The following is a 26,878-nucleotide window of genomic DNA, read 5'->3' on the forward strand; positions in this document are numbered from 1 at the left end:
TCAGGCAGCCTCGATCCGGATCACAACTGTGGAGTCTGTCACAACAGTCAAAGCGTCAATCCGGGTGACGGCGTCCTGCATAGCCGCCTCGGATGTCCGATGTGTGACCAGAACAAGGGGAACATAAGGCGTGCTGTCATTTTCCGCCGGGTGCTGGAGCATGCTGCGCAGCGATACGCCACAATCACGCAGGATGGCGGTAATGTCGGCAATAACGCCGGGGCGGTCTTCCACCATCAGGCGCAGGTAGAAGGCACCTTCCCCACTGGAAATGGGGCAGGCCCGCAGCGGGGACTGGGCGCTGGTCTGCACGCCCCACACGGCAATGGTGTTGCCACGGGCAATATCCACCAGATCCGCCGTGACCGCACTAGCCGTGGGGCCAGCACCGGCCCCGCGTCCTTCGATCATGATCCGGCCAACAAACTCGCCTTCCGCCACCACGGCGTTAAAGACGCCATCCACCTGTGCCAGCGGAGCCTGCTGGGGCACAAGGCAGGGGGTTACGCGGGCGTGCAGCCCGGCATCGGTCATGCTGGCAAGGCCCAGCAGCTTGATCCGGTAGCCAAGGGCGCGGGCAAAACTCTGGTCCACCGCACCAATGCGGCGGATGCCCTCTACATGCACGCTGTCAAACGCTACGGGCTGACCAAAGGCCAGACCAGCCAGAATGGTCAGTTTGTGGGCTGCGTCCAGCCCGTCCACATCGGTGGAGGGGTCGGCTTCGGCATAGCCGAGGTCCTGCGCATCCTTGAGCACGGTTGCAAAATCCTTGCCCGTCTCGCGCATGACGGTGAGGATGTAGTTGCAGGTGCCGTTAAGAATACCGCCCACGCGCAGCAGGCGGTCCGCTGCCAGCCCTTCGCGCACGGTTTTAATGGCGGGAATGCCGCCAGCAACTGCTGCTTCAAACAGCAGGGGGGCGTTGTTGTCAGCACTCAGGCGGGCAAGGGTGGAGCCATGCAGGGCCAGCAGCGCCTTGTTGGCGGTAACCACAGGTTTGCCAGCCTTAAGGGCTGCTTCCACCAGTGTACGGGCGGTGCCTTCTGCCCCGCCAATCAGCTCCACCACCACGTCCACATCGGGGTCGTTTACCAGATCGGCGGCGTTGTCGTACCAGCGCAGGGCGGACACATCCACCCCACGGTCCCGCGTGCGCTCGCGCGCGCTAACGGCCACAACCTCCAGCGGGCGGCCTGCCCGTGCGCTCAGCAGGTCCGCATTGGCCCGCAGCAGTTTGATAACGCCCGCGCCAACCGTGCCGAGCCCGGCAATGCCAAGACGAAGAGGAGAAGAAGAGGAACAGGATGTCACGGTGCAACAGACTCCGGTTTTTGGGCTGGGTTGGAGGAGGGAGGGGCCTTGACGCCGTGGGCGGCCATAAAGCCCTTGATGGAGCGCAGGGCCTGCCGCAGGCGGTGGGTGTTTTCCACCAGCCCGATGCGGACGTGGTCATCACCATATTCACCAAACCCAAGGCCCGGTGCCACGGCAACGCCGGCTTCTTCAAGCAGGAGTTTGGAGAAGGCAACACTCCCCATCTCGCGGAAAGGTTCGGGAATGGGAGCCCATGCGAACATGGACCCTTCGGGGGAGGGCACGTCCCATCCGGCGGAATGCAGGCCCTTGATCAGCACGTCGCGCCGTTCCTTGTACAGGTTACGCAGGTCGGCCACGCAGTCCTGCGGGCCGTTCAGCGCGGTTACGGCGGCAACCTGAATGGGGGTGAAGGCCCCGTAATCCAGATAGGATTTAATGCGGGTGAGGGCGGAAATCAGCCGTTCGTTGCCTGCGGCAAAACCCACACGCCAGCCAGCCATGGAGTAGGTCTTGGAGAGCGAGGTAAATTCCACCGCAATGTCACGTGCGCCCGGAACGGCCAGAATGGAAGGGGGAACCAGATCGCCAAAATAGATTTCGGCATAGGCAAGGTCGGACAGAATCCAGATTTCCTCACGCCGGGCAAAGGCGACCAGTTCCTTATAAAAATCCAGATCAGCCAGATACGATGTGGGGTTGGACGGGAAGTTGACAATCAGCGCCGTGGGTTTGGGCACGGAGTGGCGTACGGCGCGCTCAAGTGCGCGCAGCATGTCCTCGTTCGGGGTGGCGGGGATGGAGCGCACGGACGCACCCGCAATAATAAACCCGAACTGGTGAATGGGGTAAGACGGGTTGGGCACCAGAATGGTGTCCCCCGGGCTGGTAATGGCGGAGGCCAGATTGGCCAGCCCTTCCTTGGAGCCAAGGGTAACAATCACTTCGCTGTCGGGGTTGAGTTTGACGTTGAAGCGCCGGTCATAATACCCCGCCACGGCCTTGCGCAGGCCGGGAATGCCACGGCTGACCGAGTAACGGTGCGAGCGTGGGTCGTTCACCGTTTCAATCAGCTTGTTCACAATATGGGGCGGGGTGGGGGTGTCGGGGTTGCCCATGCCAAGGTCAATAATATCCTCGCCCCGTGCGCGCGCTGCTGCCTTGGCCTGATTGACAGAGGCGAAAACATAAGGCGGCAGGCGGCGGATGCGATGGAACTCTTCGGTCATGGACTTTGGGTGCTCTGAAAGGACAGGGAACATGGCCCCTGTAGGATGAAGGGAGTGAGCATAGTAATCGCCAAAATGGAACAGGCAACTCCTCTGGATGCAAAACCGCCGTGCGGGTGCGTTTTTACCGCATGCGGGGCGGAGCAAAAGGGGTGTGTGCGGGGGATCAGGGCGGGGTAACCACCTTTGCCCCTGTGCCAAAGGCATCGCCCCGTACGGTTATGGCGCTGGCGGGAATGCCCCGTCCGGTCAGTTCTACGGCAAGGCGTTGGGCACGCAGCAGCCCAAGGCGTACGGCATCGGCCTGATCCTGCGGGCTCATGGATGCGGCATCCCCAAACCCGCGGATGGTCAGGGGGCCGTTTGGCCATTTTTGCACAATCTTGGCCAGTGCCGCGTCCTGCCCGCTGGAAAGCTGGTCGGACTGGGGCACAAAATGGAAGGCCGTGCCTTTTATATCGGTCAGGTCATAGTTGGGGCGCACGGCATCGGGCAGGTTTGCATCCGTTGGCACATCAAAACCGGGGAAGCTGGGGGCCGTGGGCGGGGTTTGAGGTATTTGCGGAATCTGGTCGGGGCGTAATTCGGGAATATCCGCTTTTTTGTGCACCTCGGGCATGGCCACTTCCGCCTCGGCTTCCTCCGGTGCGGGGGAGGAGGCCGTGGTGCCTGCTGGCAGGCTGGATACGGCCGAATGCAGGGGTGCCCGCACGGGCTGGGGGGCGCTGTCGGCTGCGTCCATCACCGCGCCGCTTACGCCCGCGGGCAGGGTTGGCTGGGCCTTTTGCGCACTGGTTCTGCCGCTTGCATTGGGTGGGGGCGGAATGTTGGGGATCATGGTCCCGTTGGCGGCCACGGTCCGGTAGGTCAGGTTGCGGTCGCGGGTCAGCTGTTCGCTTAACAGGGCGCGCGCATCGGGGGAGGGCACTTCGGGCACATCCGTTGGGGTCAGGCCCACTTTGGGGTAGGGGTCGTAGCGCCCGGGTGGTGGGGGGCGCTGCTCGGCAATGGCGCCGCCGCGCATACTGCGTGACCAGTCCAGAGCTGTATCAATAGCATCGCGGTGCTGGCAGGCGCTTAATGTGCCACCCAGTGCAACAAGAGCAGCCATGCTGGCAGCCTGCAAAAAGCGGTCTGGCCGGGGGGCGTTGGTCCGGCTGGTCGGCTTCTGCTCCAGAGGGGGCTGCTGCATGGCGGGGGGAATGCTCCGAAAAACCTGATATAAAATTGCCCCGCACCTTACCCTTTTCCCTCCCCCGTGGCGAGAGAGCGCATGATTGCCCCTTGGCAGGCACGTTCGGGCAGCGCAGGATAAGGGAATGAACACTGCTACGGAACAATGTGCGGAGACAGCAATGACAGGCATCTTCTCCCGTAACGCCATCAGGCTGGACGATGAACCGGAAACCCCGGAAACCCCCGAAAAAGAGGAAGGCAAGGCCTCTGGCGCCCCGCAGGGCGAACTGGAGCACAAGCTGTTCAAGCAGCGTAAGGTGCTTATTTTTGGTGGGATAAACGACAAGGTCGCGCGCGACGTAACCGGCCGCCTGCTGGCACTGGCCGGTGAATCCGACAAGCCGATTGATGTGTACGTCAACTCCCCCGGCGGACACGTGGAAAGTGGCGACACGATCCATGACATGATCCGCTTTGTCGATTCGATTGCTCCGGTCAACATGATCGGCACGGGCTGGGTGGCTTCTGCTGGCGCGCTTATTTTTGCCGCAGGTCACAAGGACCGCCGATTCTGCCTGCCTAACACGCGTTTTCTGCTGCACCAGCCCATGGGCGGTGTGCGTGGTCCGGCAACCGATATTGATATCGAAGCGCGCGAGATCATTAAAATGCGCGAACGCCTGAACCACCTTTTCGCGCGTGAAACCGGGCAGCCTTACGAAAAAGTCGTCAAGGACACGGACCGCAACTACTGGATGTCCGCAAAAGAAGCGATAGATTACGGTTTAGTGACCAAGATCATTTCTAAGCTGGCTGATCTGCACTAACACGGGGGCGTCGTCGCCATTCCCGGCAATGGGGATGGCGGCATGTTTCAGGTTTATTGGACCTTCCGACGTTCCAGCCAGTCAGGGCCGGTTGCAAAAAGGGGAGGTCCCCAGATAACGGGTTCCTCACATGGGTTCTCTGAGCGATATTTACTCCCATCTGCCGGAAAGTATGGATGACCTTCCTGCACCCCCTAATGCCGAGGCTGTGGCCGAAGCGGATTTCCGCGCGCGGCATTGGCTGAGCCCCATTCGCGGGCCGCTTAAGCCGGGTTCGGAAGAGCATAAGCGCGCACTCGCGGCCATGTTCCGCGATACGTTCAACCCGTACAAGCCATCTGTCATTGACTGGCCCAAGCTGGACCCCGAAACCCTGCACCGCGTAACCTCCCTGCCGATCTGGGATATTGCCGTGCAGACCGAGGGCAAGGCCCGCCTGCGTATGGCCGCTTACGCCAGCCTGGTCACGGATCCTGATGTCAAGGATGCCATCTCACGCAATGCGTGGGAAGAAAACCGGCATAAGGAAGTGCTGTCCAAAATGGTGGCAGCCTACAACATTCCCATGGCCCCCGAGCCCCCGTATGTGGAGCCGAAGGACGTGGAATGGGCCTATCTGGTCACTGGTTTTTCGGAATGCGTGGATAGCTTTTTTGCGTTTGGCATGTTCGAACTGGCCAAGCGTTCGGGCTACTTCCCCGAAGCCCTGACCGACACGTTCGAGCCGATCATGCAGGAAGAATGCCGCCATATCCTGCTCTTTGCCAACTGGCTGGCCTGGTATCGCGCGGTTATGCCGTGGTGGCGTCGCCCGTTCTTTGAGGCAAAGGTATGGGCTGTCTGGGGCTTTCTGGCCTACGAACGCATGAGCCTTGCCCGCACGGTGGATGATAGCGGGCAGGTCCATACGCAGGACAACAACTTTACCGTAACCGGCACCAAGGAAGTGACCAACATCCAGATCAGCCTGCCGGACTTTATGGACCTGTGTCTGGAAGAAGATGATCGGCGCTTTGCTGGGTATGACCCGCGCCTGCTACGCCCGACCACAACCCCCGCCATTGCCAAGGTGATCCGCAATGTGGGTCGGGTGTGGGAATTTACATCGGGTATTTTCAAGGCCAACGGTAAAAAAGCCGCCTGAGCTTTTTGCCTGTCGTGGTTTGCATGCAGCCTGCCCTTATGGGGCAGGCTGTTTTGTTTGGGGCATAGGCACAAAACGCAGCCGGATATTGGTTCAGCAAGTGCCTAGGCGCGGCATACTTCTATGCCGCATGGTAAGTCAGAGACCTCATAATAGGTTTGTTTTTTCCAAACCCTATGTACTGGCATGGGGCTTTGTGTGGCCCATGCCAGTAAGGTCTTGTGCGGGAGTTCAGGATTTTTTTACAAATTCCGACTTCAGGTTCATGGCCCCGATGCCGCTTATTTTGCACGCAATGTTGTGGCCGTCCGTGCCATCGACCAGTTTGATGTTCTTGACCTTGGTGCCGCTTTTAACCACCAGAGAAGACCCTTTTACCTTAAGGTCCTTGGTGACTGTAATGGTGTCCCCATCAGCCAGAACGTTGCCGTTGGCATCATGAATAACGCCAGAACCGCCTGCATCTGCATCCGTTGCACTGGTGGAAAATTCGTTCCATTCGTGCGCACATTCGGGGCAGACCCATAGCCCGCCATCCTGATAGATATGTTCACAGCCGCATTGCGGGCATTTGTGTTCGTCGCTCATGGTCATCCCCCCGTGGTTACAATGCGGCGCAACCTAATACATGCGCCCGGTAATAGAAATAGCAGGGAAAAAAGCAGGCTGGCGCTCCCGTTAGCTCAGCAGGCAAAAAGTGGAAGCAGTTGGGGGTTACGCAGCGGCTGCCGGTTTGCGGTGGGCGCGTACGCACAGCAATACGCTCAGCACCACACAGCCAAAGGCCAGTGTTTCCATCCCGCTGGGCAGTCGCTGCTCCCATATGAAACCGTAGCAGAGGGAAAACAGGGTTTCGAACAGAATCATCTGCCCCACCAGTGTCAGCGGGAGGAGCTGGTTCATTCTGTTCCACAGCGCGTTGCCTGCAATGGAGGCCAGCAGAGCTACGCCCGCACTCACCAGTGCAAAGTTGCGCCATTGCTCCAGCCCGTGGGCTGTGCTGTCCAGCAGAAGGGCAAGGGGGAGCAGGACCACATTCTGGGCACCAGTGGCAAGCCCGGTCAGCAGGTTCCAGTCATGGGCGGAAAAATGCCGCTGGCGCACGAGTGCGCGGCTATTCCCCACGGCATAGAGTGTCCAGGAGCCAAGCGCCGCAACAGCGCAGAGCAACCCCAGAAAAGGCGCACGGGCAACAGAATGTGCATGCGTATGCATGGCCTGCCAGCCAATGCACGCAGCACCGGTCAGGCACAGCAGGATGGAAGGTAAAAGCTGGCGCAGGGGTAGGGCGTCCTTGTCGCGGCTGCCAACCAGTGTCACCAGTACGGGCAAAAAGCCGATTACAAGAGTGGTGCTGGTAATGCCCCCGTTTTTGACAGCGCTCGAGAGCAGCACATAATAAGCCGTATTCCCCGCAAAGGAGAGCCAGCTCAGCGTCCACCATGTGCGCAGGCTTACGGTATGGCTGAGCACCTGCCAGTGTGGTGCAACCATAACGGCGGCAAACAGGCCGTACAGCACGTAGCGGCCACAGGCCATTTCCAGCGCGCTGAAGTTGCGGATCAGCTCGGGGGCCAGAAAAACCAGCCCCCACAATGCGCCCGCCCCAACACCGCAGGCAATGCCTTTACCAAGGTTATGCTGTGCGGCTGGGTGGTGCATGGGGTTGGTCGCCTTGGCCGGGGGTGTGGGGCCATGCGGCCCGGGCAAATGGTGGGGCGCTCGGGTCCGAGCGGGTTAGTGGTGCCTCTTAGCCATAAGTGCGGCTGCGATGCAATTTGTTCGCATGTCCTGCGCCTGCACGTGGCATCCGTGGCGTTGTTTGGGTCAGGTGGTGGCCGGTTTTGTAAAAACCCTTTTTGCCTCAGGCGTTCCCGAAGCGCCTGTAGCGGAAGGGGGGCGGCGTTTGGGGGCGCTGGGCAATAGCCTGCGTGACCTGTTTGTGATCGGGAGCCTTGTGGCAGACCGGGTCTGCTGCATCCGCCTTGCCGGCCAGTGCCAGTGCCTGACAACGGCAGCCTCCCCAGTCTTCCTCCTTGAATGCGCAGGACTGGCAGGGTTCGGGCATCCATTCCGTGCCGCGGAACAGGTTAAAAATGGGGGAACCCTCCCATATGGCGGCAAGGCCTGCCTCGCGCACATTGGGGAAGGTGATGTTGGGAATGGTTTCCGCCGCGTGGCAGGGGAGCACCTTGCCTGTGGGGGTAATGTTTAAAAAACGCTGGCCCCATCCGCCCATGCAGGGTTTGGGCCGGTCCTCGTAATAATCGGGGGTGACAAAATCTATGCTCATGCGCCCTGCCAGCCGGGTGCGGGCTGCGGCTACGGCTTCGGTCGTGGCCTCTATCTGGGCACGGTCGGGCAGGAGAGCATCGCGGTTAAGCAGGCCCCAGCCATAATACTGGGTGTGGGCAATTTCCACCCGTCTGGCGCCAAGCTGTTCAGCCAGTTCCAGCATGGCGGGCACACGCTCGGCATTCTGGCGATGGATGACAAAATTGAGCGTGAGCGGCAGACCCTCTGCGGTAATCAGGCGCGCTGCTTCCAGCTTTTTGGCGTGTGCGCCTGCCATGTTGGCAATGCGGTCCGCGCTGGCGGGGGCCACGTCCTGAAAAGACAGCTGGATATGGTCCAGCCCCGCATCGGCCAGAGCGCGCAGTGTGTCCGGGCGGATCAGCACGCCAGAGGTGATCAGGTTGGAATACAGGCCAGCCTGTGCTGCGTGGCGCACAAGTTCTGGCAGGTCGGGGCGGGCCATTGGCTCCCCGCCAGAAAAATGCACCTGCAACACGCCCATCAGCGCCGCCTCGTCCAGCACACGCTGCCATTCCGTGGTGCCCAGCTCCTGCGTTCTGGGGTCGAGCATAAGCGGGTTGGAACAGTAGGGGCATTGCAGGGGGCAGCGGTGGGTAAGCTCCGCCAGCAGGCTCATGGGGGGAGGGGGCGCGCTCATGCGGGCAGCAGCACCTGCTTTGTGGCCAGTTCTGCCACCATGGCCAGCACGTCCTGCGCAATAACGGCACGGGGGGCGGTAAATTTTTCGGCCAGCAGGTCTATAATGGTGTGGAGCGGGCGGGTGCCATCCACCAGTTGTAGCACTTCGGCGGCAATGGCATCGGCATGAAAAGCGCGCTCGGGGGCCTGAATAAACCAGACCTCCCGCACGCGGTCATATTGCAGGCGGGTGCCACGCGCAAAGCGTGGCACGGTCGTCTCGCACAAAGTTGGGCCTGTGGCCTCGGTCATGCCTGCGGGCCTGGGCGGAATGCACCGGGGGGAACACGCCCGGGGACCACATAGGCGTAATCCAGTGCATCCAGCATGGACCACAACACGTTGCATTTGAACTTGAGCGCGTTGAGCACCGCTGTCTGCTGCTCTGCCGTGCGGGCGTGCTCGCGCACATAGGCCAGCGCAAAAGCGGAATCCTGCGGGGCCTGCGTAAGCCGAGGCTTGAAGTAGGCGAGTGTTTCCTCGGTGACAAAATCGTAGTTGCTGAGCATGCCCGCAACCCGCTCGCTGATAATGGTGGGGGAGAACAGCTCGGTCAGGGAGGAAGCAATGGCCTCCAGAATGGAGCGTTCCCGCACGAACTGCACATAGGCTTCCACGGCAAAGCGCGTGCCGGGCAGCAGCCCATCGAGCGATTCCACATAAGCGCGGTCCAGCCCGAGGCCATCGGTCAGTTTGAGCCAGCGGGCAACACCCCCCGTGCCGGGCTGTGTGCCATCATGGTCTTCCAGCCTGCGCCGCCATTCACGCCGCAGCTCCGTGGTGGGCAGGCGGGCCAGCAGGGAGGCATCCTTGGCGGGAATACTGGCCTGATAGTAATAGCGGTTCAGTGCCCAGGCCTGTACCTGCCCCTTGTTCAGCTTGCCGTCGTGCAAGGCACGGTGGAAGGGGTGCAGGTTGTGATAGCGCTCGGCACCAATGGCGCGCAGGGCGGCTTCCAGTTCATCGGGGGTGAGAATACGGTCTGTCATAATCTTACCTTCATGCCATCAAAGGCTACTTCCCAGCCTGCGGCTTCGGCCTGCTGGCGCTCGGTGCTGTCGGCCAGCAGAACAGGGTTGGAATTGTTGATGTGGATGAGGATCTTGCGGGTCACATTCAAATCCGCAAAAGCGCAGAACGTGCCATCGGGTTGGTCGGCGAGGGACATATGGCCCATGCGGTGGCCGGTTTTGCTGCCAAGGCCCGCGCGCACCATTTCATCATCCGTCCAGAGCGTGCCGTCAAAAAATACAGCGTCGGCTCCCTGAATGTGGGCGCGCAGTTCATCCGTCATCATCGCGCAGCCGGGAATAAACAGGGCGCGGGCGGTGCCATCGGTTATTTCCAGCCCGATGGTTTCACCATTCGTCATGATTTCGGCCGGGTTTTCCGCTTTTTCGGCATAAAGGGGGACTTTGCCGGGAACGGAAAACGGGGTGATGCAAAAGCCCGGTGGGTCCAGGGCAATCGGGCGGTCGAGTACCATGGGCAGGCGGGGCACCAGTGTACGGTCGAGCGCTGTAAAAATGGGGTTTGCGTCCAGCTGGTCCAGCACCGGCTGCGTTGCATACAGCTCAAACGCCTGTCGCTCGCGCAGGGTGAGCAGGCCGGTAATGGCGTCAATTTCCCCACTGGTCAGCACAACCCCGGCAATGGGGGTGGAGCGCAGGCCGGTGCGCGGGTGCAGGTCGGGGGTCTGGTTGATCTGGGTCCGCAGGTCGGGGGAGGCATTCAGCACGTACCACGACGTGCCATTCCCGCTAACGGCTATGGAGGCCTGTGTGCGGGCGGGGGCTGCGGGGTCACCCGCGCGGGCGCGGCGGCAGGCAGGGGCGTTGGAGTTCCATTGTGGAAAACCGCCACCAGCGGCTGCGCCAAGGACGACAATATCAAGCATACGACGCTTTCTAAACAAAAAAGCCGTCAGGGGGAAAGTCGGTGAGGCACCAACCCGCCTGACGGCTGAGAGAGGGCATGCCCTCTCTTATTTTTTCTGACCGCAGACATAGCTGTTGATTTCTGCGCCCAACGGAATTTCCGTCACTTTCGGTGCGTTCCAGGCCATGATGTTTCTCCTTGGCATTGGGTGTGGTGTGCACAAAACGCAGCCACACATCGCAGGTACGTGCGGTGCGTCAGAGCGTGGTTAGTGTGATGAAAAAAAACAAACGTGCAAGGGCTGGTACTGCCATAAGGGGAGAAGGTGCGGCCTTATCACGGCAGTGTGATGGCGCATGCCCGCTTTGAGCGGCGCAACTGTTTCATTTTGAAACACATTCAGCCGCCGCAGGTACAGCATACTGCATGGCGCAGCGGGGCATTGCGGCAAGGCCGGTGGCGTGCTCATCCGCCAGTATGCTGGCCAGCCGTGCGTCCAGTGCGGCATCGGGCACATGGCAAAACCCGGCCGAGGCATAGAATGGCGCGTTCCATGGCACGTTGACAAACGTGGTAAGTGTTACGCGCTGCAATCCCCGCTTCTGTGCGGCTGTGCATACGGCGTGCAGCAGGCGGCGGCCCAGCCCCTGGCCCTGTGCCGCCCGCGTGACCGACATTTCCTGAATATGCAGGTCCTGCCCGTAAGGATGCGCTGTGACAAACCCCAGCAACGGCCCCGCAGCACTGGCCGCAACCCAGCAGGCTTGCGCGGCTATGCTGGCTGTATGTTCGGCAAGGGGGAGCACATCCCCCCCGGCCAGCCAGGCCAGTTCTGGTATGGTGGCAAAGGCCTGTGCGGCATCGCGCTCCAGTGCTGGCAGGTGCGGGGCATCCGCCAGACAGGCGGGGCGGATGGTGCAGGGCAGGCGGGCACCCGTGGCAGGGTTGCCCGCTGTGCCTGTGGGCCTAGCTGGGTGTGGGTGCGCCATTTTCCAGCGTGACAATAAGCGGCACGTGGTCGGATGGGCGCTCCTTGCCGCGTTCCTCCCGGTCGGGTTGTGCTGTTTGCAGGCGTTCGGCCACACGGGGGGAGAGCAGCATATGGTCGATCCGCAACCCGCTGTCCCGTGGCCATGCTCCGGCCTGATAATCCCAGAATGTATAGGCCGCACCGTGGGGGTGCAGGGCGCGCAGGGCATCGGTCAGGCCCAGCCAGCGCAGTTGCCGCCATGCTGCCCGGCTTTGCGGGCGCACAAGAGCGTCATCCGGGGCCAGCGCACCGGGTGCGCAGTCCTCTGGGGTGGGGCAGATATTGTAATCCCCCGCCAGCACAAAGTCCGTATCCTGCTGCAAAAAATCCTGCGCGCGCGCGGTGAGTGCTGCCAGAAACTCCAGCTTGGTGGCGTAACCCTGTTCCGCGCCGGAATTGCCATTGGGCAGGTACAGGTTGCCCAGCACCAGCCCTTGGGTGCAAACCTCCACATACCGGGCGGCAGGGTCGGTAAAGCCGGGCAGATGCTCGGTTGTGACCGTAAAATCCCCACGGACCAGAGTGGCTACGCCGTTATAGGATTTCTGCCCCACAACGGCGCTGCGGTAGCCTGCCTGTGCAAAAACCTCGGAGGGGAACAGATGCGTCTCGCATTTGATTTCCTGCAACATCAGCACATCGGGCTGTTCGCGCGCCAGCCAGTCCAGCACCAGATCCTGCCGCAGACGCACCGAGTTGATGTTCCATGTCGCGATTTTCATGCGAGGGAAAAGCTCGTGCCGCACCCGCAGGAGGACGCCGCATTGGGGTTTGCCACGGCAAAATGTGCCCCCATCAGCTTGTCCTCAAAGGTCAGCTCCGCCCCGGCCAGCAGGTCCAGACTTGTGGGGTCCACCACCACCAGCGCGCCGTTTTTTTCTATGCGCACATCATCAGCGGCCAGCCCGCCGGGCGGGATGAGGATGAACTGATACTGGAACCCGTTGCACCCCCCTGCTTCCACCGCTACGCGCAGGGCAACCGGGGCTTCCTGCCCGGTGGTGGCACTGGCCTGTTTTTTGGCGATAACGCTGGCAATGCGGTTGGCAGCGGAGTCGGAGACGGAAAAAGTGGGGGCTGGCTGTGTCATACCCCCATAGATAATCCGCCCGCGTGCAGGTTTGAAGGGGCAAGACGCCTCCAATGGTCAACTTTCCTCCAATAGCCTAAGATCAGGCGGCATGGTCCGTGGGCATTGTGCCGCCCGGACAGGCCAGGAGGTGCGTAATGCTGCAAGCCACACAACGCGATGAGCTGATGCCCTATGCCGTGCAGCCCGGCGAGGGCCGGGGCAGGCGCCTGCACGCAGAGCCCGAATCCCTGACCCGCTCCCCCTGGCAGCGTGACCGGGACAGGGTGGTGCATTCCTCCGGCTTCAGGCGTTTGCAGTATAAAACGCAGGTGTTCATTAACCACGAGGGCGATTTTTTCCGCACCCGGCTGACCCATTCGCTGGAAGTGGCGCAGGTGGCCCGCTCCATGGCCCGCTACCTGCGGCTGGATGAGGACCTGACCGAGGCCGTGGCCTTGGCGCATGACCTCGGCCACACCCCCTTTGGCCATGCGGGGGAGGATGCACTTGCCGCGCGCATGCAGGAGTACGGCGGGTTTGACCATAACGCGCAGGCGTTGCGGCAGGTCATGCTGCTGGAGCGGCGCTATCTGGCATTTGATGGCCTGAACCTGACATGGGAGACGCTGGAAGGGCTGGCCAAACACAATGGCCCCGTGCGCAGGCCATCCGCCAGACTGGCGGAGGTGGATGCGCTGTTCCCGCTGGAGTTGGGCGGTTATGCCTCGGCCGAGGCACAGGTGGCTGCTCTGGCGGATGACATTGCCTACCACGGGCATGATCTGGATGATGGCGTAAAGTCCGGCCTGCTATCGCTGGATGATCTGGTGGACGTGCCACTGGTCGGGCAGGCTCTGGCCGAAGCCCGCGCACTGGCGGCAGACCTGCCAAAAACCGACACCCGCACCCACCAGCGTATCCGGCACGAAATGGTGCGCCGTGTCATTCATGCTCTGGTGACCGATGTGCTGGTGTGCACGCGCGCGCGGCTGGCTGATCTGGCCCCGCGCAGTGTTGAGGATATTCGTGCCGCCAGTGCGCCCGTTGTGGCCTTTGGCCCCGCCATGGATGAGGCCAATAAGGGGATCCGCAAGTTCCTGTTTGCCAAGCTGTACAGGCATTGGCGGGTCAACCGCATGACCCACAAGGCCCGCCACGTAACGGGGGAGCTGTTTTCCACCCTTACGGAGTCGCCAAACCTGTTGCCAGCCGAATGGCAGCAGCGTCTGGGGGATAAAGATAAGGCAGCCGTGCACCGCACCGTGGCGGATTACGTGGCTTCCATGACCGATCGATACGCCATGGAAGAACATAGGCGGTTGACGGACCTGGCCGTTGCAGGCTGATAAACGCGTTTGCTGCACCAATTACGGGGTTGAGTCGTCTATGTCCGAGTGTGTTTTCCAGCGTTACCGTCATCATGTTCTGGCCGTTGTGCGCGAACTGTTGCCCGACGTGGCGGAGGAAACGCTGGCCCGCGTGGAACTGACCCCCACGCGTGACCCCGCGCACGGGGACATGGCAACAAACGCCGCCCTGCTGCTGGCCAAGGCTGCGCGCCGCAAACCGGCCGATATTGCGGCTGATCTGGTCAGCGCCCTGCAAAAGGTGGAAGGCATTGCTGCCGTGGCTGCCGCCGGGCCCGGTTTTGTCAACATCACCCTGCAACCCGCCGTGCTGCGGGCCGTGCTGCCCGTGGTGCTGACTGTGGGTGAGGCCTATGGTCAGTCCACAGCAGGTAAGGGTGTGCGGGTGAATGTGGAATACGTATCCGCCAACCCCACCGGCCCCATGCATGTCGGCCATTGCCGCGGTGCCGTGGTAGGCGATGCACTGGCCAACCTTATGGCCAAGGCCGGGTTTGACGTGACCAAGGAATTCTACATCAACGATGCGGGGAATCAGGTCAAGGCGCTGGCATGGGCGGCATACTGGCGCTACCTGCAGGTGCTGGGCACCAGAATGACGCAGGACGATTTTTCGGCCCTTGCCCCCGGTGGCCTGCAATATCAGGGCGAATACCTCATTCCCGTGGGTGAGGCACTGGCAGCCGAGTTTGGCAACAAGCTGGCCGAAGTGGACGTGGACGGCGCACCCCTGCCAGCCCCTGCTGCAACATGGCTGGAAACCGTGCGCGGCTTTGCCGTGACCCATATGTTAAGCGCGATCAAGGAAGACCTCGCAGCCCTTGGCGTGCACCACGATGTGTTTTCGTCCGAGGCGGACGTGCTGGCCCGTGGCGTAACCGATACCGCCATAGACCAGCTGGCCAAGGCCGACCTGCTGTATAACGGCGTGCTGGAGCCCCCCAAAGGCAAACTGCCAGAAGACTGGGAAGAGCGCGAACAGCTCCTGTTCCGCTCCACCAGCTTTGGGGATGATGTGGACCGCCCGCTGCGCAAGTCGGATGGTACCAACACCTACTTTGCCAATGATATTGGCTACCACATGGACAAGGTCGCCCGTGGCGCACAGGTCATGATTGACGTGTGGGGTGCGGACCATGGCGGTTACGTCAAACGCATGAAGGCCGCCGTAAAGGCCCTTACGGGGGATACCGTACCGCTGGAAGTGCTGCTGTGCCAGATCGTGCATATTCTGCGTGATGGTCAGCCGGTCAAAATGTCCAAGCGTGCAGGCACGTTCGTTACCCTGCGGGACCTGATTGACGAAGTCGGGCGTGACGCCGTGCGCTTTACCATGCTCACCCGCAAGAGCGATGCCCAGATGGAGTTTGATCTGGACCTTGTGGTGGCCCAGCAGCGTGATAACCCCGTGTTTTATGTGCAGTATGCCCATGCCCGCTGCCGCTCCGTGCTGCGCAGTGCCGCAGAAGAAGGGGCCTACGGCGCAGTGGACAACGCAGCCCTTGCCACCGCCACGCTGGACAGCCTGACCTCGGACGCGGAAATGGCTCTGGTGCGCCGTCTGGCTGAATGGCCGCGTATGGTGGAAGCCGCTGCCTTTGCGCGGGAGCCGCACCGTATTGCGTTCTATCTGGCCGAACTGGCGGGTGATTTTCATGCGCTGTGGAACCGTGGGCGTGATGATGCGTCCCTGAGGTTCCTGCAGGCTGGTGCGGTGGAAGCCACGCGCGCGCGTCTGGCCCTTGTGGCGGCTACGGCGGCGGTGATCCGCTCCGGCCTTGCGGTTATGGGTGTGGACCCGGTGGAGGAAATGCGCTGATGAGTGAGGATGACCGCCCCAGCTCTACGGTGGAAGAACGGATCAGCCGTGCGCGTGAGCGCATGAGCATGGATTATGACGACAAACCCGCCACGCGCTCGGCAACAGGCAACAAATTGGCCGGTGGCAGCAAGCTGATGGATATGTTCACCAGCTTTTTGGGCAGTGAGTCCGGCACGCGGCGTCTGGCTTACGGTGCGGCCGGGCTGGGCGGGTTGCTGGTGCTGGGTATTGGTGGCTGGGCCGTGCTGGGCCACCACCAGAGCGGTATTCCCGTTATGGGGCCCCCCCCGGTTGCCATGCGCACCAAGCCGGTTGATCCGGGCGGTATGCAGCTTGATACGCTGGCCCTGCCTGATGCAGATGCAAACCAGCAGGGCCACCCCGTGCCCGCGCCTGAAAAACCCAACCCCGCAGCCCTTGCTGCCCAGTACGGTGGCCAGCCTGCCCCGGTGGGTGCCCCAGCCCCCGTAGCGGCGGATAATGCAGGCACCACTCCGGCAGCGGGTGCGGCTGCACCTGCACCTGCGGCTCCCGCAGCTGAACCCACAGCGCAGGATGCCGCACAGGCCGATGGCGCAGCCCTTAAGCCTGTGCCCTCCGCCGCTTTGCCCGCGCAGGGGGCGGACGCTCCCGTAGCCGAGGCCGCAGTGCCCGAACCGCTTAAGGAAGCCCCCATTCCCACGGATGATGCCTCCGATGGGGAAGAGGAAGCCGCTCCGGTTGCCAAACCTGCGGCCAAAAAAGCCGCAACTGCTCCACATGGTACGGCAGGGGGCAAGTATCAGGTCCAGCTGGCAGCCCTGCAAACTGAGGCAGAAGCCCAGAAGGAATGGGCACGGCTCAAAACCCGTTACCCAACCCTGTTCGGTGGTGTGACCCCCGCCTTTGTCCGTACCGAGCAGAATAACGCCACGTTCTATCGCCTGCGCGTGCTGGGCTTTGGTGCCGTGGCGGATGCAAAGGATTTCTGCTCCTCGGTGCGTGAGCGTGGTATGGCCTGCATGGTGGTGCGTCCCTGACGCCACCTGTGGAACGCCTGATGGAATCCCAAACTGTGCATCCGGCAGGGGAGGGCACGCAGCCCCCTCCTGCCCACAAACCGGCAGACCCGCAAACCACTGCGCTGCATGATGCAGCGCAGGACCACGTGCCACGTGTACCGCTTTTGCGGCTGGAGGGGTTTGAAGGGCCAATGGACCTTCTGCTCGATCTGGCGCGGGCGCAAAAGGTGGACCTCGCCCGGATTTCCATTCTGCAACTGGTCGAACAGTATCTGGCTGTGGTGGAAAATGCCCGCCGTGTCCGGCTGGAACTGGCTGCAGACTGGCTGGTTATGGCCGCATGGCTGGCATGGCTCAAATCCCGTCTGCTGCTCCCCGCCGATGACGAACTGGCCATGGAGGGGGAGGAAGCCGCCGAGCTGTTGCAAGAACGGCTGATAGAGCTGGCCTGCATGGGTGAGCTGGCCCGCTGGCTGGATGTACGGCCCCGCCTTGGGCGTGATGTGTTTGCCCGTGGCCTGCCCGAAAATCTGGTGGAGGTGGACCGCTCCGGTCTGGCGCTGGATATGGCCCAGCTTATGCGGGCTTACCTTGCCTGTGTAAGACGCACCGCACGCAGGCGGATTTACGCCCCCCGCACGATCCGGTTCTGGACCGTGCAGGATGCGCTGAGCAGGCTGACCCGCCTGCTGGGCGAAACCCCACCGGGCTGGAGCACGCTGGACGCTTTTCTACCAGACAGCCTACCCGGTCAGGCGGAGGGGGAGGATGCCCTGCGCCAGCGCCGCGCCGCCATGGCTGGCACCCTGATCGCAGGGTTGGAACTGGCCAAGACCGGGCGGCTTGAACTGCGGCAGGATGAAACCTTTGGCCAGATCATGCTCCGCCCGCATGAGCAGGCAGAGGCCACCGACCCGCAGCCCGAACCGGAGGAAGACCCCACCCCCGCAGAGGACGCCACGCCTAGGCACACCAGAGAAAAGAAGCAGGACGCATGACCACCCCCGCCCCCCTGACTGTGCCGGATGAAGCCGTAAGGCTGGCCGAAGCCCTTATTTTTGCCTCGACCGAACCCGTGAGCGCCCGCCGTCTGGCGGACCTGCTGGAAGGCAGGCAGATCATGCCCACGGGGGGGGAAGACCTGGGGGCTTTTGTGGCGGCTGTTCTGGCCGAACTGTGCCGCCGTTATGAGGGCAGGGGCGTATTCCCCGTAGAGGTGGCCGGTGGCTGGCAGTTCCGTACCGCCCCCGATCTGGCACCGCTTTTAACCCGCGTGCTGGAGCGGCCAAGGCGGCTGCCCCGCGCGGTGATGGAAACACTGGCCATTATTGCCTACCACCAGCCCTGTACCCGTGTGGAAATAGAAGAAATTCGTGGCGTAAGCCTTGGGCAGAATGTGCTTGATACCCTGATCGAAGCGGAGCTGATTGCCCCGCGTGGCCGCAAGGAGGTACCGGGCAGGCCGGTCCTGTGGGGCACCACGGCCGACTTTTTGCGTCATTTTGGTCTGCGCGCACTCTCCGACATGCCTCGGCGTGAGGAGCTTATGGTGGATGTGCCCCAAAATCCGGGGGAGGGCGGGCTGCCCCAGTCGGCCATGGCGTTTCAGGCCGCGGGGCAAGGGCCTGATGAGGGCCCCCACTCCCCGGGGGATACCCCGGAGCAGGCGGGGGAAGAGCCAGAGGTCCCCCCCGCAACCGGCACGGCAGATGAGCAGGTTGCACAGGTTGCGGTTCCCGCCCCCGATGGTCCGTGATAGAGATGCACGCCCTGACTGTGTTGCAGGACTATGTTGTGGGTCGCATGGGGTGGGCGTGAACGGGGCTTGGTATGTTTGATTTTGCATGGTCGGAATTCGCCCTGATCGGCGCGGTGGCTCTGGTTGTTATTGGCCCCAAGGACCTGCCGGTTGCTATTCGCGGGCTTGCAAAAGGCATTAAAAAAGCCCGTGCGCTGGCCAGCGAGTTCCAGTCCCACCTTGATGAGGTGGTGCGTGAGGCTGACCTGTCCGAGGTAAGCGAGCATGTGCGGGACCTGAAAAACCTGAACGTGCGCGGCCGGATCATGAAGGCGCTGGATAGCGATGGGAGCCTGAACAGGGCTGTATCCGCCCCACCCGTAACCGAGCGTTTTGTCCCCTCCGGCCCCAGAGCGCTGGATGCCATACCCCGCTCGGCAAGCCCCGCCCCCGCAACAGCGGACTATGCCACCACGCCTATGGGCCATGAGCACTACGGCTCCGCTCCGGCATGGCAGGAAAGTGTGCAGGACCGGCAGGTGGACAGTGCTCCCCCCGAACTGCCCCCCATTATTGTGCGCCGCATCCTGCGTGAGCAGGACAGGCTGCATCCGCCTGCCATCCTCCCCCCCGTGCGGCTTATGCATGCAGGCCATAGCGTGGCCCCCGGCGTTATTGCCGGGCTGGAGGACCAGCCCATTACGGGGCAGGCCGTTGCGCCTCCCTTTACGCCAGAGCAACCCACCCCGGCGGGCGCAGAGCCAGCAGGGGAAGAGGCCGAGAATAGAACGCAGGCCGTTACGGCAGCATATGGACCCGCCAGCACGACAACGGACCCGCAGGCATGAGCGATAACGCCCCTCATCAAGAAGACCCGATCCACGACCAGCCCATGCCCCTGCTGGAGCATCTGCTGGAGCTGCGCCGCCGCCTGCTGTGGTCGGGGGCTGCGTTTATTGTGTGCTTTGCCCTGTGCTACCATTACGCGGGTGATATTTATCTGTTTCTGGCCCGCCCGTTAGGCGAGATCATGCGCCAGCGTGGGGAGCAGCCCCACCTGATTTATACCGCACTGTATGAGGCGTTTTTCACCTATATCCGGGTGGCCCTGTTCGGGGCGGCGTTTTTGTCTTTTCCCATAGTGGCCATACAGGCGTGGATGTTTATTGCGCCGGGGCTTTACCGCTCGGAAAAACGGGCTTTTGCGCCGTTCCTTATCGCAACGCCTGTGCTGTTCGTAGCCGGGGCGGCGCTGGCGTATTACTTTATTTTCCCTGTGGCATGGCGGTTTTTCGTGTCGTTCCAGACGCCGGGTGCGGGGGGCGATCAGGTACAGATCGAACTTCAGGCCAAGGTGTCGGAATATCTGTCTCTGGTCATGAAGATGATCATGGCGTTTGGCATTGCGTTCGAGCTGCCGGTGGTGCTCAGCCTGCTTGCCCGTGTGGGTATTGTGACCTCCGCCATGCTGCGCAAGTTCCGCCGCTACGCCATTGTGGGCGCGTTTGTGCTTGGGGCCATTTTTATGCCGCCCGACCCCATTACCCAGTTCGGTCTGGCTGTGCCGCTGGTGTTGCTTTACGAAATTTCCATTCTGTGTGCCCGCCTGATCGAGCCTAAACGGCCGCTGGCGGATACGACCAACCCCGAGCAGGAGGTTCCCTGACCCATGCATGACATCCGCGCCCTAAGAGCCGACCCCACGGCGTTTGATGCAGATCTGGCGCGCCGGGGCATGGCCCCCGTCTCTGCGCAGCTTCTTGCATGGGATGAGGAAAAACGGCAGGCCCAGACCCTTTTGCAGGACAAGCAGACCCGCAGCAAAACCCTTGCGCGGGAGATAGGCACCCTCAAACGCACAGGGGGAGACACAGCCGGGCTGGAAGCCGAGGGCGCTAGCCTGCGCGCGGACATGGAAGGACTGAAGGAGAAGGTGGACACTCTGGGCAACCAGACCACCAACCTGCTGGCCACCCTGCCTAACCGGCTGGACCCGAGCGTGCCTGATGGCCCGGATGAAACCGCAAATGTGGTGGTGCAGACATGGGGCACCAGACCCGAGTTTGCCTTTGCCCCCAAACAGCATTTTGAGCTGGGCGAGGCTCTGGGCCAGATGGATTTTGCCACGGCGGCCAAGCTTTCGGGCTCGCGCTTTGTGGTGCTGCGCGGCGCACTGGCACGGCTGGAGCGCGCTCTTGGTCAGTTTATGCTAGACCTGCACACCACGGAGCATGGCTACACGGAAACACAGGTGCCCGTGCTGGTGAATGATGATGCCATGTACGGCACCGACAAGCTGCCCAAGTTTGCAGACCAGTCCTTTAGAACGGAGGATGGCCGCTGGCTTATTCCCACAGCCGAAGTGCCGCTGAGTGCTTCGGTCGCGGGGGATATTGTGGATGGCTCCGCCCTGCCCATGCGCCTGACCGCACTCAGCCAGTGCTTCCGTAGCGAGGCCGGGGCCTCCGGGCGGGACGTGCGCGGCATGCTGCGCCAGCACCAGTTTGAAAAAGTGGAAATGGTCAGCGTGACCACGCCGGAGGAAAGTGACGTCGAACACGAGCGCATGACCCGCTGTGCCGAGGTTGTGTTGGAAAAACTGAACATTCCCTACCGCCGCATGCTGCTGTGTGCGGGGGATACGGGGTTTGGCGCGGCCAAGACGTTTGACCTTGAAGCCTGGCTGCCGGGGCAGGACGCCTGGCGCGAGATTTCGTCATGCTCCAACACGCGCGACTTTCAGGCCCGCCGTATGAATGCACGCTACCGTGCGCAGGCCGGTGGCGCCCCCGCATTTGTGCATACCCTCAATGGTTCCGGGCTGGCTGTAGGGCGTACCTTAATTGCCGTGATGGAAAACTACCAGAACGAGGATGGGTCCATAACCGTGCCGGAGGTTCTGCGCCCCTATATGGGTGGTCTTGAGCGCATTGCGTAACGTCGGGCGCGCTACTCTCGCTTCGGGTTTGTGGGGATGACTCACAAACCCCTGCTGCTGTTGGGCATTGCCATTGTGGCGGAAGTGATTGGCACGGCCTGCCTTGCCGCGTCTCAGGGGTTTGCGCGCTGGCTGCCTGCGACCATCAGCCTGCTGGCTTATGGGTGCGCGTTTTACTTCCTGTCCATCCCGCTTAAAACCCTGCCCGCAGGCGTTGTGTACGCCTTGTGGTCGGGTGTTGGCATTGTGCTGATTTCGGTTATTGGCGCGGTGTTTTTAAAACAGACGCTCGATGCCCCGGCCATTGCGGGCATCGCGCTTATTCTGGCTGGTGTGGTGGTCATCAACCTGTTTTCCACCACCACACATTAAGCCCTCCGCAGCTTTGCTGGCACGGGCTTGGTGTGGGGTGGAGCCGTGCCGTGGCTCTCAGGGTATGGGGGTTATGGTGCGGAGCACCAGCCCCTGGGTTAGAATCTGGGGGAGCACCACGGCATCACCCTGTGCGGGTACAAACAGGTAAAACGGCACACCGTCGCGCCCATGCGCGTGCAGAAAAGCCGTTATGGCCGGGTCCCGCCGGGTCCAGTCCCCGCGCAGGACCGTTACGCCGTAGCGGGCCATTGCGGCTTTTGTGGCGTCGGTGTTCAGGGCCACGCGCTCGTTCACAAGGCAGCTAATGCACCATGCCGCTGTCATATCCACAAACACGGGTTTACCGGCGGCATGCAGGGCGTCCAGCCGCTTTTGCGAAAAAGCTTCTGTCCCGCTGGGTAAAGCCTGCACCGTGCCGGGCTGCTGTGCCGCCTGCTGTTGCAGGGCAGGGAGCAGCGCCATAGCCCCCAGCAGCCCCAGCAGGGCCACACCATACAGGGCCGTGCAGCTCCGGCTGTGGCCCATGTGGCGCTGGCGCTTTTGGGCAATGCCATACACCCATGCGGCAAACGCCAGACATACCATGCCCGAACACAGCAGCAATACTGTTGTGGCGCCCCCTTCCACCGTGGCAACCCAGAGCAGCCACACGCAAGTCCCGAGCAGGGGGAACGCCAGAAACTGGCGTAAATAGTCCATCCATGCACCGGGGCGCGGCAGGTGGCTGGCCAATGCGGGGCTAAAGGCCAGCAGCACGTAAGGGGCTGCCAGCCCAACGCCAAGGGCTGCAAACACCACCAGCCCGGTAAGCGGCGGGCCAGCAAGGGCTCCCGCAATGGCAACCCCCATGAACGGGGCCGTGCAGGGGGAGGCCACAACCACAGCCAGCAGGCCGGTCAGCACATCATGCGCAAGCCCGTGTTTGCGGGAGGAGGCATTGCCCAGAGCGGGGGGAAGAAAGGCAAATACATCCAGCAGGTTGAGCGCCATGGCAAAGAGCAGCCAGGTGATCATGCCCACAAATACGGTGGACTGGAACTGGAACCCCCAGCCCGTAGCATTCCCCCCAACCCGTAGCGCCATGACCAGTGCGCCAAGGGCTGTAAAACCCGCAATAACCCCGGCGGCGTAAGCTATGGCACTCTGTTTTTGGTGCTTGCGCTCGCTTTGGCCCATACGGGCTACGGCCAGCGCCTTCATGGCCAGAATGGGAAAAACGCAGGGCATCAGGTTTAGCACCAGCCCGCCAAGTAACCCTAGTACGATAAAGCGGAGCAGGTCGCGCGTTGTGTTGCCCCCCTCCGCTGGTGCGTTACCTGTAGAGGCGGCTGTGTCGGGGGCTGGGCTGGGGCTGGCAGCGTTTTGCTCTTCGGGCAGTGTGGGGGCGGGTTGGGCTGTGCTTGCTGGCGGAGCTGCTGTTGGTATTGCGCGTGGCACTCCACCCAGGGCCGCGCTCTGTGCCGGGGCTGGTGTATCCGCCTGTGGGGTGGCTTGTATGCTCAGAGCGCGCTCGGTTCCGTCTGGTGCTTGCAGGACCAGAATACCCGCCAGAGGTTTGTTACGGGCAAAACCTGTTGTGGGTTCAAGGCGGAGGGACAACCCATTGGCATCAAATGTCAGGGCCTGTGGTGCGGCTTCGGTAATCTGCCCGCGTTCTTGGGGCATGAACCACGCATTCCCCACGGACTGCCGGTTCAGGCCCGGTGCGAGCACATGCAATACACCAGCAGGGCTGACTGTAACCGGGTAGGGGGAAGGCACAGGCGTATGCTGGGCCGCCTGCACAAAAAGAGATGCCTGAGCAGAGGCCAGCGGAGCCCCTGTGGGCAGGGTCAGGGTAAATGTACCGTCTTCGGGAATGCAGGATTGCTCGCATACAAGCCAGCTTGCCTGTGCGTTCAGGGTTGTCCAGCCGTGTGCGTCTGGCGTGCTGGATTGTAGGTGCAGCGTAACCGGCAGCACAACATCCCCCGTATAGGCGTAGGACATAAGGGAGGCATCCCTTATGCGCTGGGGCGTGGGCCAGGTAATGGTCTGGGCGGTGCCCTGTAATGCGCCCGATGCGGTGACACTCAGGCTGGCAGGGTCTCCTGCATCCCCGGGGTTGAGCCAGTATGTGTGCCATCCGGGCTTGAGCTGCAGGCGCAGGGCAACATGGAGCGGGGCAGTGGCGCTGGCCGTGCTGGCGTCCGTAATCAGGGTGGCGGTGCTGTGGGCACTGACCACAGGCGCACTTTGCGCAGCTTGTGCTGCATGGGGCAGGCTGCCGGTGCAGGCCAGTGCTACCCCCAGTAATCCTGCCAGCCCCGTTGCAAGCCGTGCCACCTGGTCAGAACCACGCAAAAACAGAGGGCGGGGGGTGCGCGTGCTGGCAGCCGCTGGTGCGGAGCACGCAACCTTGGGGGCAGGGAGTTGGGTGGCGGAGCGGGCAGGGCGGCGCATCAACGTCAGCTTTCAGCACGGGTATGGGTCCAGAGGGCCAGCATACGCAAAGCCTGGCTGTGTGGGAAATGGATCGTGTGCCCGCTGCCGGATTAATGCCCGGAGTCGGCTGCGGCACCGGGCTGGAGCACAAACAGGCGCGAGCAGTATGGGCAGACCGTCTGGTGCCCACCAATCCTGAGCCAGACGCGCGGGTGCCCCAACTGGCCCAGCCCGCCATCGCAGGCAATTTTGCGCTGATCGACCAGAATGGTTTCCACATGCCCCAGACGGGGGCGGGGGATGGGGTTTGCCGGTTGGATAAGCATGGGTTCAAAAAGCCTCGTATCAGGTTGGCAGGTACGGGTGTGGCGCAAAGTCTGGGGGGATGATACGCATTGTAGCCGTGGTTGTGCAGCAGGCATCTTTTCCCATACGCGTGAGCAAAGGCTTACTCCGGCGCTGGAGCAGGGCTTTGCCCTTGTTTGCATGTGGGCTGGCTCTGCTTGGAGGCTGCGCCAGTGTGCCGCCCCCCGCACCTGTTCCTCCCCCCCGGTACGCCGCCGCCGCCCGCCTTGTTCCGCCTGATGGGGTGATAAGCCTGCGGGATGGTGCAGCCATACCCGTGCGGGTGTGGCAGGCCCATGGGCATGAACGCGCGGTTGTGCTGGCCCTGCACGGGTTTAATGACAGCAAGGACGCATGGGAGTACTCCGCCCCGGCTCTGGCAGCACAGGGGATTACACTTGTTGCCCCCGACATACGCGGTTTTGGGGCCGCCCCCCTACGTGGGGGCTGGGCCGGAAGTGCCCAACTGGTTGCCGATGCGCGTGAGGAGGAAGCCCGGATCCGGCAGACCCACCCCGACGTGCCGCTTTACCTTATGGGGGAGAGCATGGGGGGCGCTGTGCTTATGCTGCTTATGTCCGGCCCGGATGCCCCCAAGGTTGCAGGGACCATATTGCTGGCCCCTGCTGTGTGGGACCTTGGAATGGGGGCGGATGTTCCGCTGGATGTGCTGGCCACACTGTTTCCCAAGCGTTTTGTCACGGGGCGCGAACTGCCGGTGCATGTTGTGGCCAGCGATAACCCCGCAGCCCTTATCCGCCTGTATTATGACCCACTCACCCTGCGCCAGACCCGGCTGGAAGCCCTGCGCGGGCTGGTGGCCCTCATGCGCAGTGCAGCACGTGCGGCGCCAAGGGTGCATGGCCCCGTCTTGTGCCTGTACGGAGATCAGGACCAGCTTGTGCCCCCGCAGGCCATGGCGCAGGCATGGGGGGAACTGCCACCGCCAGTCCGGCTGGACCTGATAACCGGAGGGCACCACCTGCTGCTGCGTGACCGGCGCGGCGCGCTGGCTCTGGGGGATATTGCTAGCTGGATCAGCCAGCCAGAGCGGTTTTTGCCATCGGGGGGTGATATAACCGCCGCCGTATGGCTGGCGCAGGAGCAGGGAGCCAGCGGGCTGGGTGGGCGTAGCCCGGCATGGTTCCTGCCTGCCAGACTGGATGGCGTTGTTCCTCCCTAAGCCCTGTGGAGGCCCCTTGCAGGGGTTATTCTGCCGGTGCTGGCCTGTTCGGGCGGATATGAAAGATAAAGGCTTGGCAACGCCCCCCGCTTTAGGTTAGGAGATGGGCCAACGGACCCGTAGCTCAGCTGGATAGAGCGTTGCCCTCCGAAGGCAAAGGTCACGCGTTCGAATCGCGTCGGGTCCACCATTCTCCTGTAAAAATAGCTAAAAACTGCGGTTTATAGGCTGGGTTAGACACTTTCCCGCTTTGGGTTAGACACGTCCGGGCTGTTCTCCCCTGTTTATGCTGCGGGTAAGTGCTTCTCGCGCGCGGACAGACTGTTTATTCTTGGCCATTCATGCCAGATTGCGCGTGGTATTCAGGACAGCTTTTTTACAAACGGTGGATAAAGGGTTCGGCAGTGGTGATGAAGCAGAAACTTTTTGTTGTGGCATCCTGCCTGTTTATTGCGTCAGTCGCTGCATTTGTGCCTGCTGCCACAGCACGGGCGGCATCCGTGCCCCGTTCGCCCTATGCCGCCAATGATGGCGAGAGCACATTGTGTGTATCCGGCCCGGTTTACATTATTGATGTGCATGTGGTGGTGACCGTCAATGACGTGGAACACACCATCAGCACCGCTGCGTCTGAAGTGTGTTCGGTCAACCCGGCCAATTTTTCCGATGTAGTGGTGCAGGGCGCACCGCCGCAGGGGGGAGCGCCGCTGGAGGTCAGCAAAAAAGTCGGGGTGGAGGGCACAGTCCGCCTGAACGGCCGCACAGCTACGCTGGAAACCAACGTGTACCTGCCCACCAAGGGGGGGAGTGCCGCCCAGTGTGCCAACAGCCAGCCGGGGGATGGCAGCCCGCCATGCAAAAGCAGCTCCCTTGGGGTTAACCTCTCCAAAACATGGATCTTTACGCGCAACACATGGCGCGATTTTTACGTAGGACCAGATGACAACGGCAACCCGGTCAAGGTGCTTGTGCGTCTGTCCGATGGTCCGGTGAACTAACGCGGCCACCATGCGCGTAA

Annotated in this window: 28 protein-coding genes and 1 tRNA gene; 14 read left to right on the plus strand and 15 right to left on the minus strand. The window is 62.2% G+C overall.

Annotated elements, in window-relative coordinates; all coding sequences use genetic code 11:
- The 3 genes from LKE65_RS06690 to LKE65_RS06700 form a co-directional block, all read right to left on the minus strand.
- Positions 1-1,314 (minus strand): homoserine dehydrogenase, encoded by a 1,314-nt coding sequence (locus LKE65_RS06690; RefSeq protein WP_278740799.1) that lies wholly within the window; start codon positions 1,312-1,314, stop codon positions 1-3.
- Positions 1,311-2,546: an LL-diaminopimelate aminotransferase gene (locus LKE65_RS06695; RefSeq protein WP_086646621.1), complete on the minus strand. Its 1,236-nt coding sequence runs from the start codon at positions 2,544-2,546 to the stop codon at positions 1,311-1,313. Before LKE65_RS06695 ends, LKE65_RS06690 begins: the two co-directional genes overlap by 4 nt.
- Before the next feature lie 166 nt (positions 2,547-2,712).
- Positions 2,713-3,738 carry a hypothetical protein gene (locus tag LKE65_RS06700; RefSeq protein WP_278740800.1) on the minus strand — a complete coding sequence of 342 codons (1,026 nt, stop codon included), beginning with the start codon at positions 3,736-3,738 and terminating at the stop codon, positions 2,713-2,715.
- 127 nt (positions 3,739-3,865) lie between these two features.
- On the opposite strand from LKE65_RS06700, the gene LKE65_RS06705 reads away from it, so the two are divergent.
- Together LKE65_RS06705 and LKE65_RS06710 are read left to right on the plus strand one after the other, a co-directional pair.
- Positions 3,866-4,549, plus strand: a complete 684-nt coding sequence (locus LKE65_RS06705) for an ATP-dependent Clp protease proteolytic subunit (protein WP_179290106.1) — start codon at positions 3,866-3,868, stop codon at positions 4,547-4,549.
- 130 nt (positions 4,550-4,679) lie between these two features.
- On the plus strand, positions 4,680-5,693 hold the full coding sequence (locus LKE65_RS06710) for a hypothetical protein (protein ID WP_086646623.1): 1,014 nt from the start codon (positions 4,680-4,682) through the stop codon (positions 5,691-5,693).
- 231 nt (positions 5,694-5,924) lie between these two features.
- On the opposite strand, the gene LKE65_RS06715 is transcribed toward LKE65_RS06710, so the two are convergent.
- From LKE65_RS06715 to LKE65_RS06760, 10 genes are all read right to left on the minus strand, one after another.
- Entirely contained in the window at positions 5,925-6,281 is a 357-nt protein-coding gene (locus tag LKE65_RS06715; RefSeq protein WP_086646683.1) for a zinc ribbon domain-containing protein YjdM, read from the minus strand.
- 126 nt (positions 6,282-6,407) lie between these two features.
- Entirely contained in the window at positions 6,408-7,355 is a 948-nt protein-coding gene (locus LKE65_RS06720; RefSeq protein ID WP_278740801.1) for a DMT family transporter, read from the minus strand.
- A gap of 202 nt (positions 7,356-7,557) precedes the next feature.
- Positions 7,558-8,646 (minus strand): pyrroloquinoline quinone biosynthesis protein PqqE, encoded by a 1,089-nt coding sequence (gene pqqE, locus LKE65_RS06725; protein ID WP_278740802.1) that lies wholly within the window; start codon positions 8,644-8,646, stop codon positions 7,558-7,560.
- Entirely contained in the window at positions 8,643-8,939 is a 297-nt protein-coding gene (gene pqqD, locus LKE65_RS06730; protein WP_086646625.1) for a pyrroloquinoline quinone biosynthesis peptide chaperone PqqD, read from the minus strand. Before pqqD ends, pqqE begins: the two co-directional genes overlap by 4 nt.
- Positions 8,936-9,676 carry a pyrroloquinoline-quinone synthase PqqC gene (pqqC, locus tag LKE65_RS06735; protein WP_086646626.1) on the minus strand — a complete coding sequence of 247 codons (741 nt, stop codon included), beginning with the start codon at positions 9,674-9,676 and terminating at the stop codon, positions 8,936-8,938. Before pqqC ends, pqqD begins: the two co-directional genes overlap by 4 nt.
- Complete coding sequence (gene pqqB, locus LKE65_RS06740) at positions 9,673-10,584, minus strand: pyrroloquinoline quinone biosynthesis protein PqqB (protein ID WP_095349295.1); 912 nt, start codon at positions 10,582-10,584, stop codon at positions 9,673-9,675. Before pqqB ends, pqqC begins: the two co-directional genes overlap by 4 nt.
- Positions 10,585-10,671: 87 nt before the next feature.
- The gene (gene pqqA, locus LKE65_RS06745; RefSeq protein WP_035370857.1) at positions 10,672-10,752 is read right to left on the minus strand and encodes a pyrroloquinoline quinone precursor peptide PqqA; all 81 of its coding nucleotides are present in this window, start codon (positions 10,750-10,752) and stop codon (positions 10,672-10,674) included.
- Between the two features lie 196 nt (positions 10,753-10,948).
- Positions 10,949-11,554, minus strand: a complete 606-nt coding sequence (locus LKE65_RS06750; protein ID WP_278740803.1) for a GNAT family N-acetyltransferase — start codon at positions 11,552-11,554, stop codon at positions 10,949-10,951.
- A complete protein-coding gene (locus LKE65_RS06755; RefSeq protein WP_095349293.1) occupies positions 11,532-12,317 on the minus strand; it encodes an exodeoxyribonuclease III in 786 nt (261 codons plus the stop codon). Before LKE65_RS06755 ends, LKE65_RS06750 begins: the two co-directional genes overlap by 23 nt.
- Complete coding sequence (locus LKE65_RS06760) at positions 12,314-12,685, minus strand: HesB/IscA family protein (RefSeq protein ID WP_086646630.1); 372 nt, start codon at positions 12,683-12,685, stop codon at positions 12,314-12,316. The genes LKE65_RS06755 and LKE65_RS06760 overlap by 4 nt, the downstream gene beginning before the upstream one ends.
- Before the next feature lie 137 nt (positions 12,686-12,822).
- Between LKE65_RS06760 and LKE65_RS06765 the strand changes: the two genes are divergently transcribed.
- The 9 genes from LKE65_RS06765 (at position 12,823) to LKE65_RS06805 (ending at position 21,905) form a co-directional block, all read left to right on the plus strand.
- Positions 12,823-14,013: a deoxyguanosinetriphosphate triphosphohydrolase gene (locus LKE65_RS06765; RefSeq protein ID WP_095349291.1), complete on the plus strand. Its 1,191-nt coding sequence runs from the start codon at positions 12,823-12,825 to the stop codon at positions 14,011-14,013.
- A 40-nt stretch (positions 14,014-14,053) separates the two neighbouring features.
- A complete protein-coding gene (argS, locus tag LKE65_RS06770; protein ID WP_253527800.1) occupies positions 14,054-15,853 on the plus strand; it encodes an arginine--tRNA ligase in 1,800 nt (599 codons plus the stop codon).
- Complete coding sequence (locus LKE65_RS06775) at positions 15,853-16,875, plus strand: SPOR domain-containing protein (RefSeq protein WP_278740804.1); 1,023 nt, start codon at positions 15,853-15,855, stop codon at positions 16,873-16,875. Before argS ends, LKE65_RS06775 begins: the two co-directional genes overlap by 1 nt.
- 20 nt (positions 16,876-16,895) lie before the next feature.
- Positions 16,896-17,855, plus strand: a complete 960-nt coding sequence (locus tag LKE65_RS06780) for a segregation and condensation protein A (RefSeq protein ID WP_278740805.1) — start codon at positions 16,896-16,898, stop codon at positions 17,853-17,855.
- Positions 17,852-18,613 carry an SMC-Scp complex subunit ScpB gene (scpB, locus tag LKE65_RS06785; RefSeq protein WP_278740806.1) on the plus strand — a complete coding sequence of 254 codons (762 nt, stop codon included), beginning with the start codon at positions 17,852-17,854 and terminating at the stop codon, positions 18,611-18,613. The genes LKE65_RS06780 and scpB overlap by 4 nt, the downstream gene beginning before the upstream one ends.
- A 74-nt stretch (positions 18,614-18,687) precedes the next feature.
- Positions 18,688-19,443 carry a Sec-independent protein translocase protein TatB gene (gene tatB / locus LKE65_RS06790; RefSeq protein WP_278740807.1) on the plus strand — a complete coding sequence of 252 codons (756 nt, stop codon included), beginning with the start codon at positions 18,688-18,690 and terminating at the stop codon, positions 19,441-19,443.
- A complete protein-coding gene (gene tatC, locus LKE65_RS06795; RefSeq protein WP_095349286.1) occupies positions 19,440-20,261 on the plus strand; it encodes a twin-arginine translocase subunit TatC in 822 nt (273 codons plus the stop codon). Before tatB ends, tatC begins: the two co-directional genes overlap by 4 nt.
- A 3-nt stretch (positions 20,262-20,264) precedes the next feature.
- On the plus strand, positions 20,265-21,533 hold the full coding sequence (gene serS, locus LKE65_RS06800; RefSeq protein WP_278740808.1) for a serine--tRNA ligase: 1,269 nt from the start codon (positions 20,265-20,267) through the stop codon (positions 21,531-21,533).
- A gap of 36 nt (positions 21,534-21,569) precedes the next feature.
- On the plus strand, positions 21,570-21,905 hold the full coding sequence (locus LKE65_RS06805; RefSeq protein ID WP_086646638.1) for a DMT family transporter: 336 nt from the start codon (positions 21,570-21,572) through the stop codon (positions 21,903-21,905).
- 57 nt (positions 21,906-21,962) lie between these two features.
- Here LKE65_RS06805 and LKE65_RS06810 read toward each other — a convergent pair whose 3' ends face one another.
- Positions 21,963-24,350 carry a protein-disulfide reductase DsbD family protein gene (locus LKE65_RS06810; RefSeq protein WP_278740809.1) on the minus strand — a complete coding sequence of 796 codons (2,388 nt, stop codon included), beginning with the start codon at positions 24,348-24,350 and terminating at the stop codon, positions 21,963-21,965.
- A gap of 92 nt (positions 24,351-24,442) precedes the next feature.
- Positions 24,443-24,658: a zinc-finger domain-containing protein gene (locus LKE65_RS06815; RefSeq protein ID WP_086646640.1), complete on the minus strand. Its 216-nt coding sequence runs from the start codon at positions 24,656-24,658 to the stop codon at positions 24,443-24,445.
- A 59-nt stretch (positions 24,659-24,717) separates the two neighbouring features.
- Between LKE65_RS06815 and LKE65_RS06820 the strand changes: the two genes are divergently transcribed.
- From LKE65_RS06820 to LKE65_RS06830, 3 genes are all read left to right on the plus strand, one after another.
- On the plus strand, positions 24,718-25,860 hold the full coding sequence (locus LKE65_RS06820; RefSeq protein ID WP_278740810.1) for an alpha/beta fold hydrolase: 1,143 nt from the start codon (positions 24,718-24,720) through the stop codon (positions 25,858-25,860).
- Positions 25,861-25,973: 113 nt separating this feature from the next.
- Positions 25,974-26,050, plus strand: a tRNA-Arg gene (locus LKE65_RS06825).
- A gap of 220 nt (positions 26,051-26,270) precedes the next feature.
- Complete coding sequence (locus tag LKE65_RS06830) at positions 26,271-26,858, plus strand: hypothetical protein (RefSeq protein WP_086646642.1); 588 nt, start codon at positions 26,271-26,273, stop codon at positions 26,856-26,858.
- The last annotated feature ends 20 nt before the right edge of the window (positions 26,859-26,878 follow it).

The sequence above is a fragment of the Acetobacter fabarum genome (assembly GCF_022483405.1).
Lineage (GTDB): Bacteria > Pseudomonadota > Alphaproteobacteria > Acetobacterales > Acetobacteraceae > Acetobacter > Acetobacter fabarum.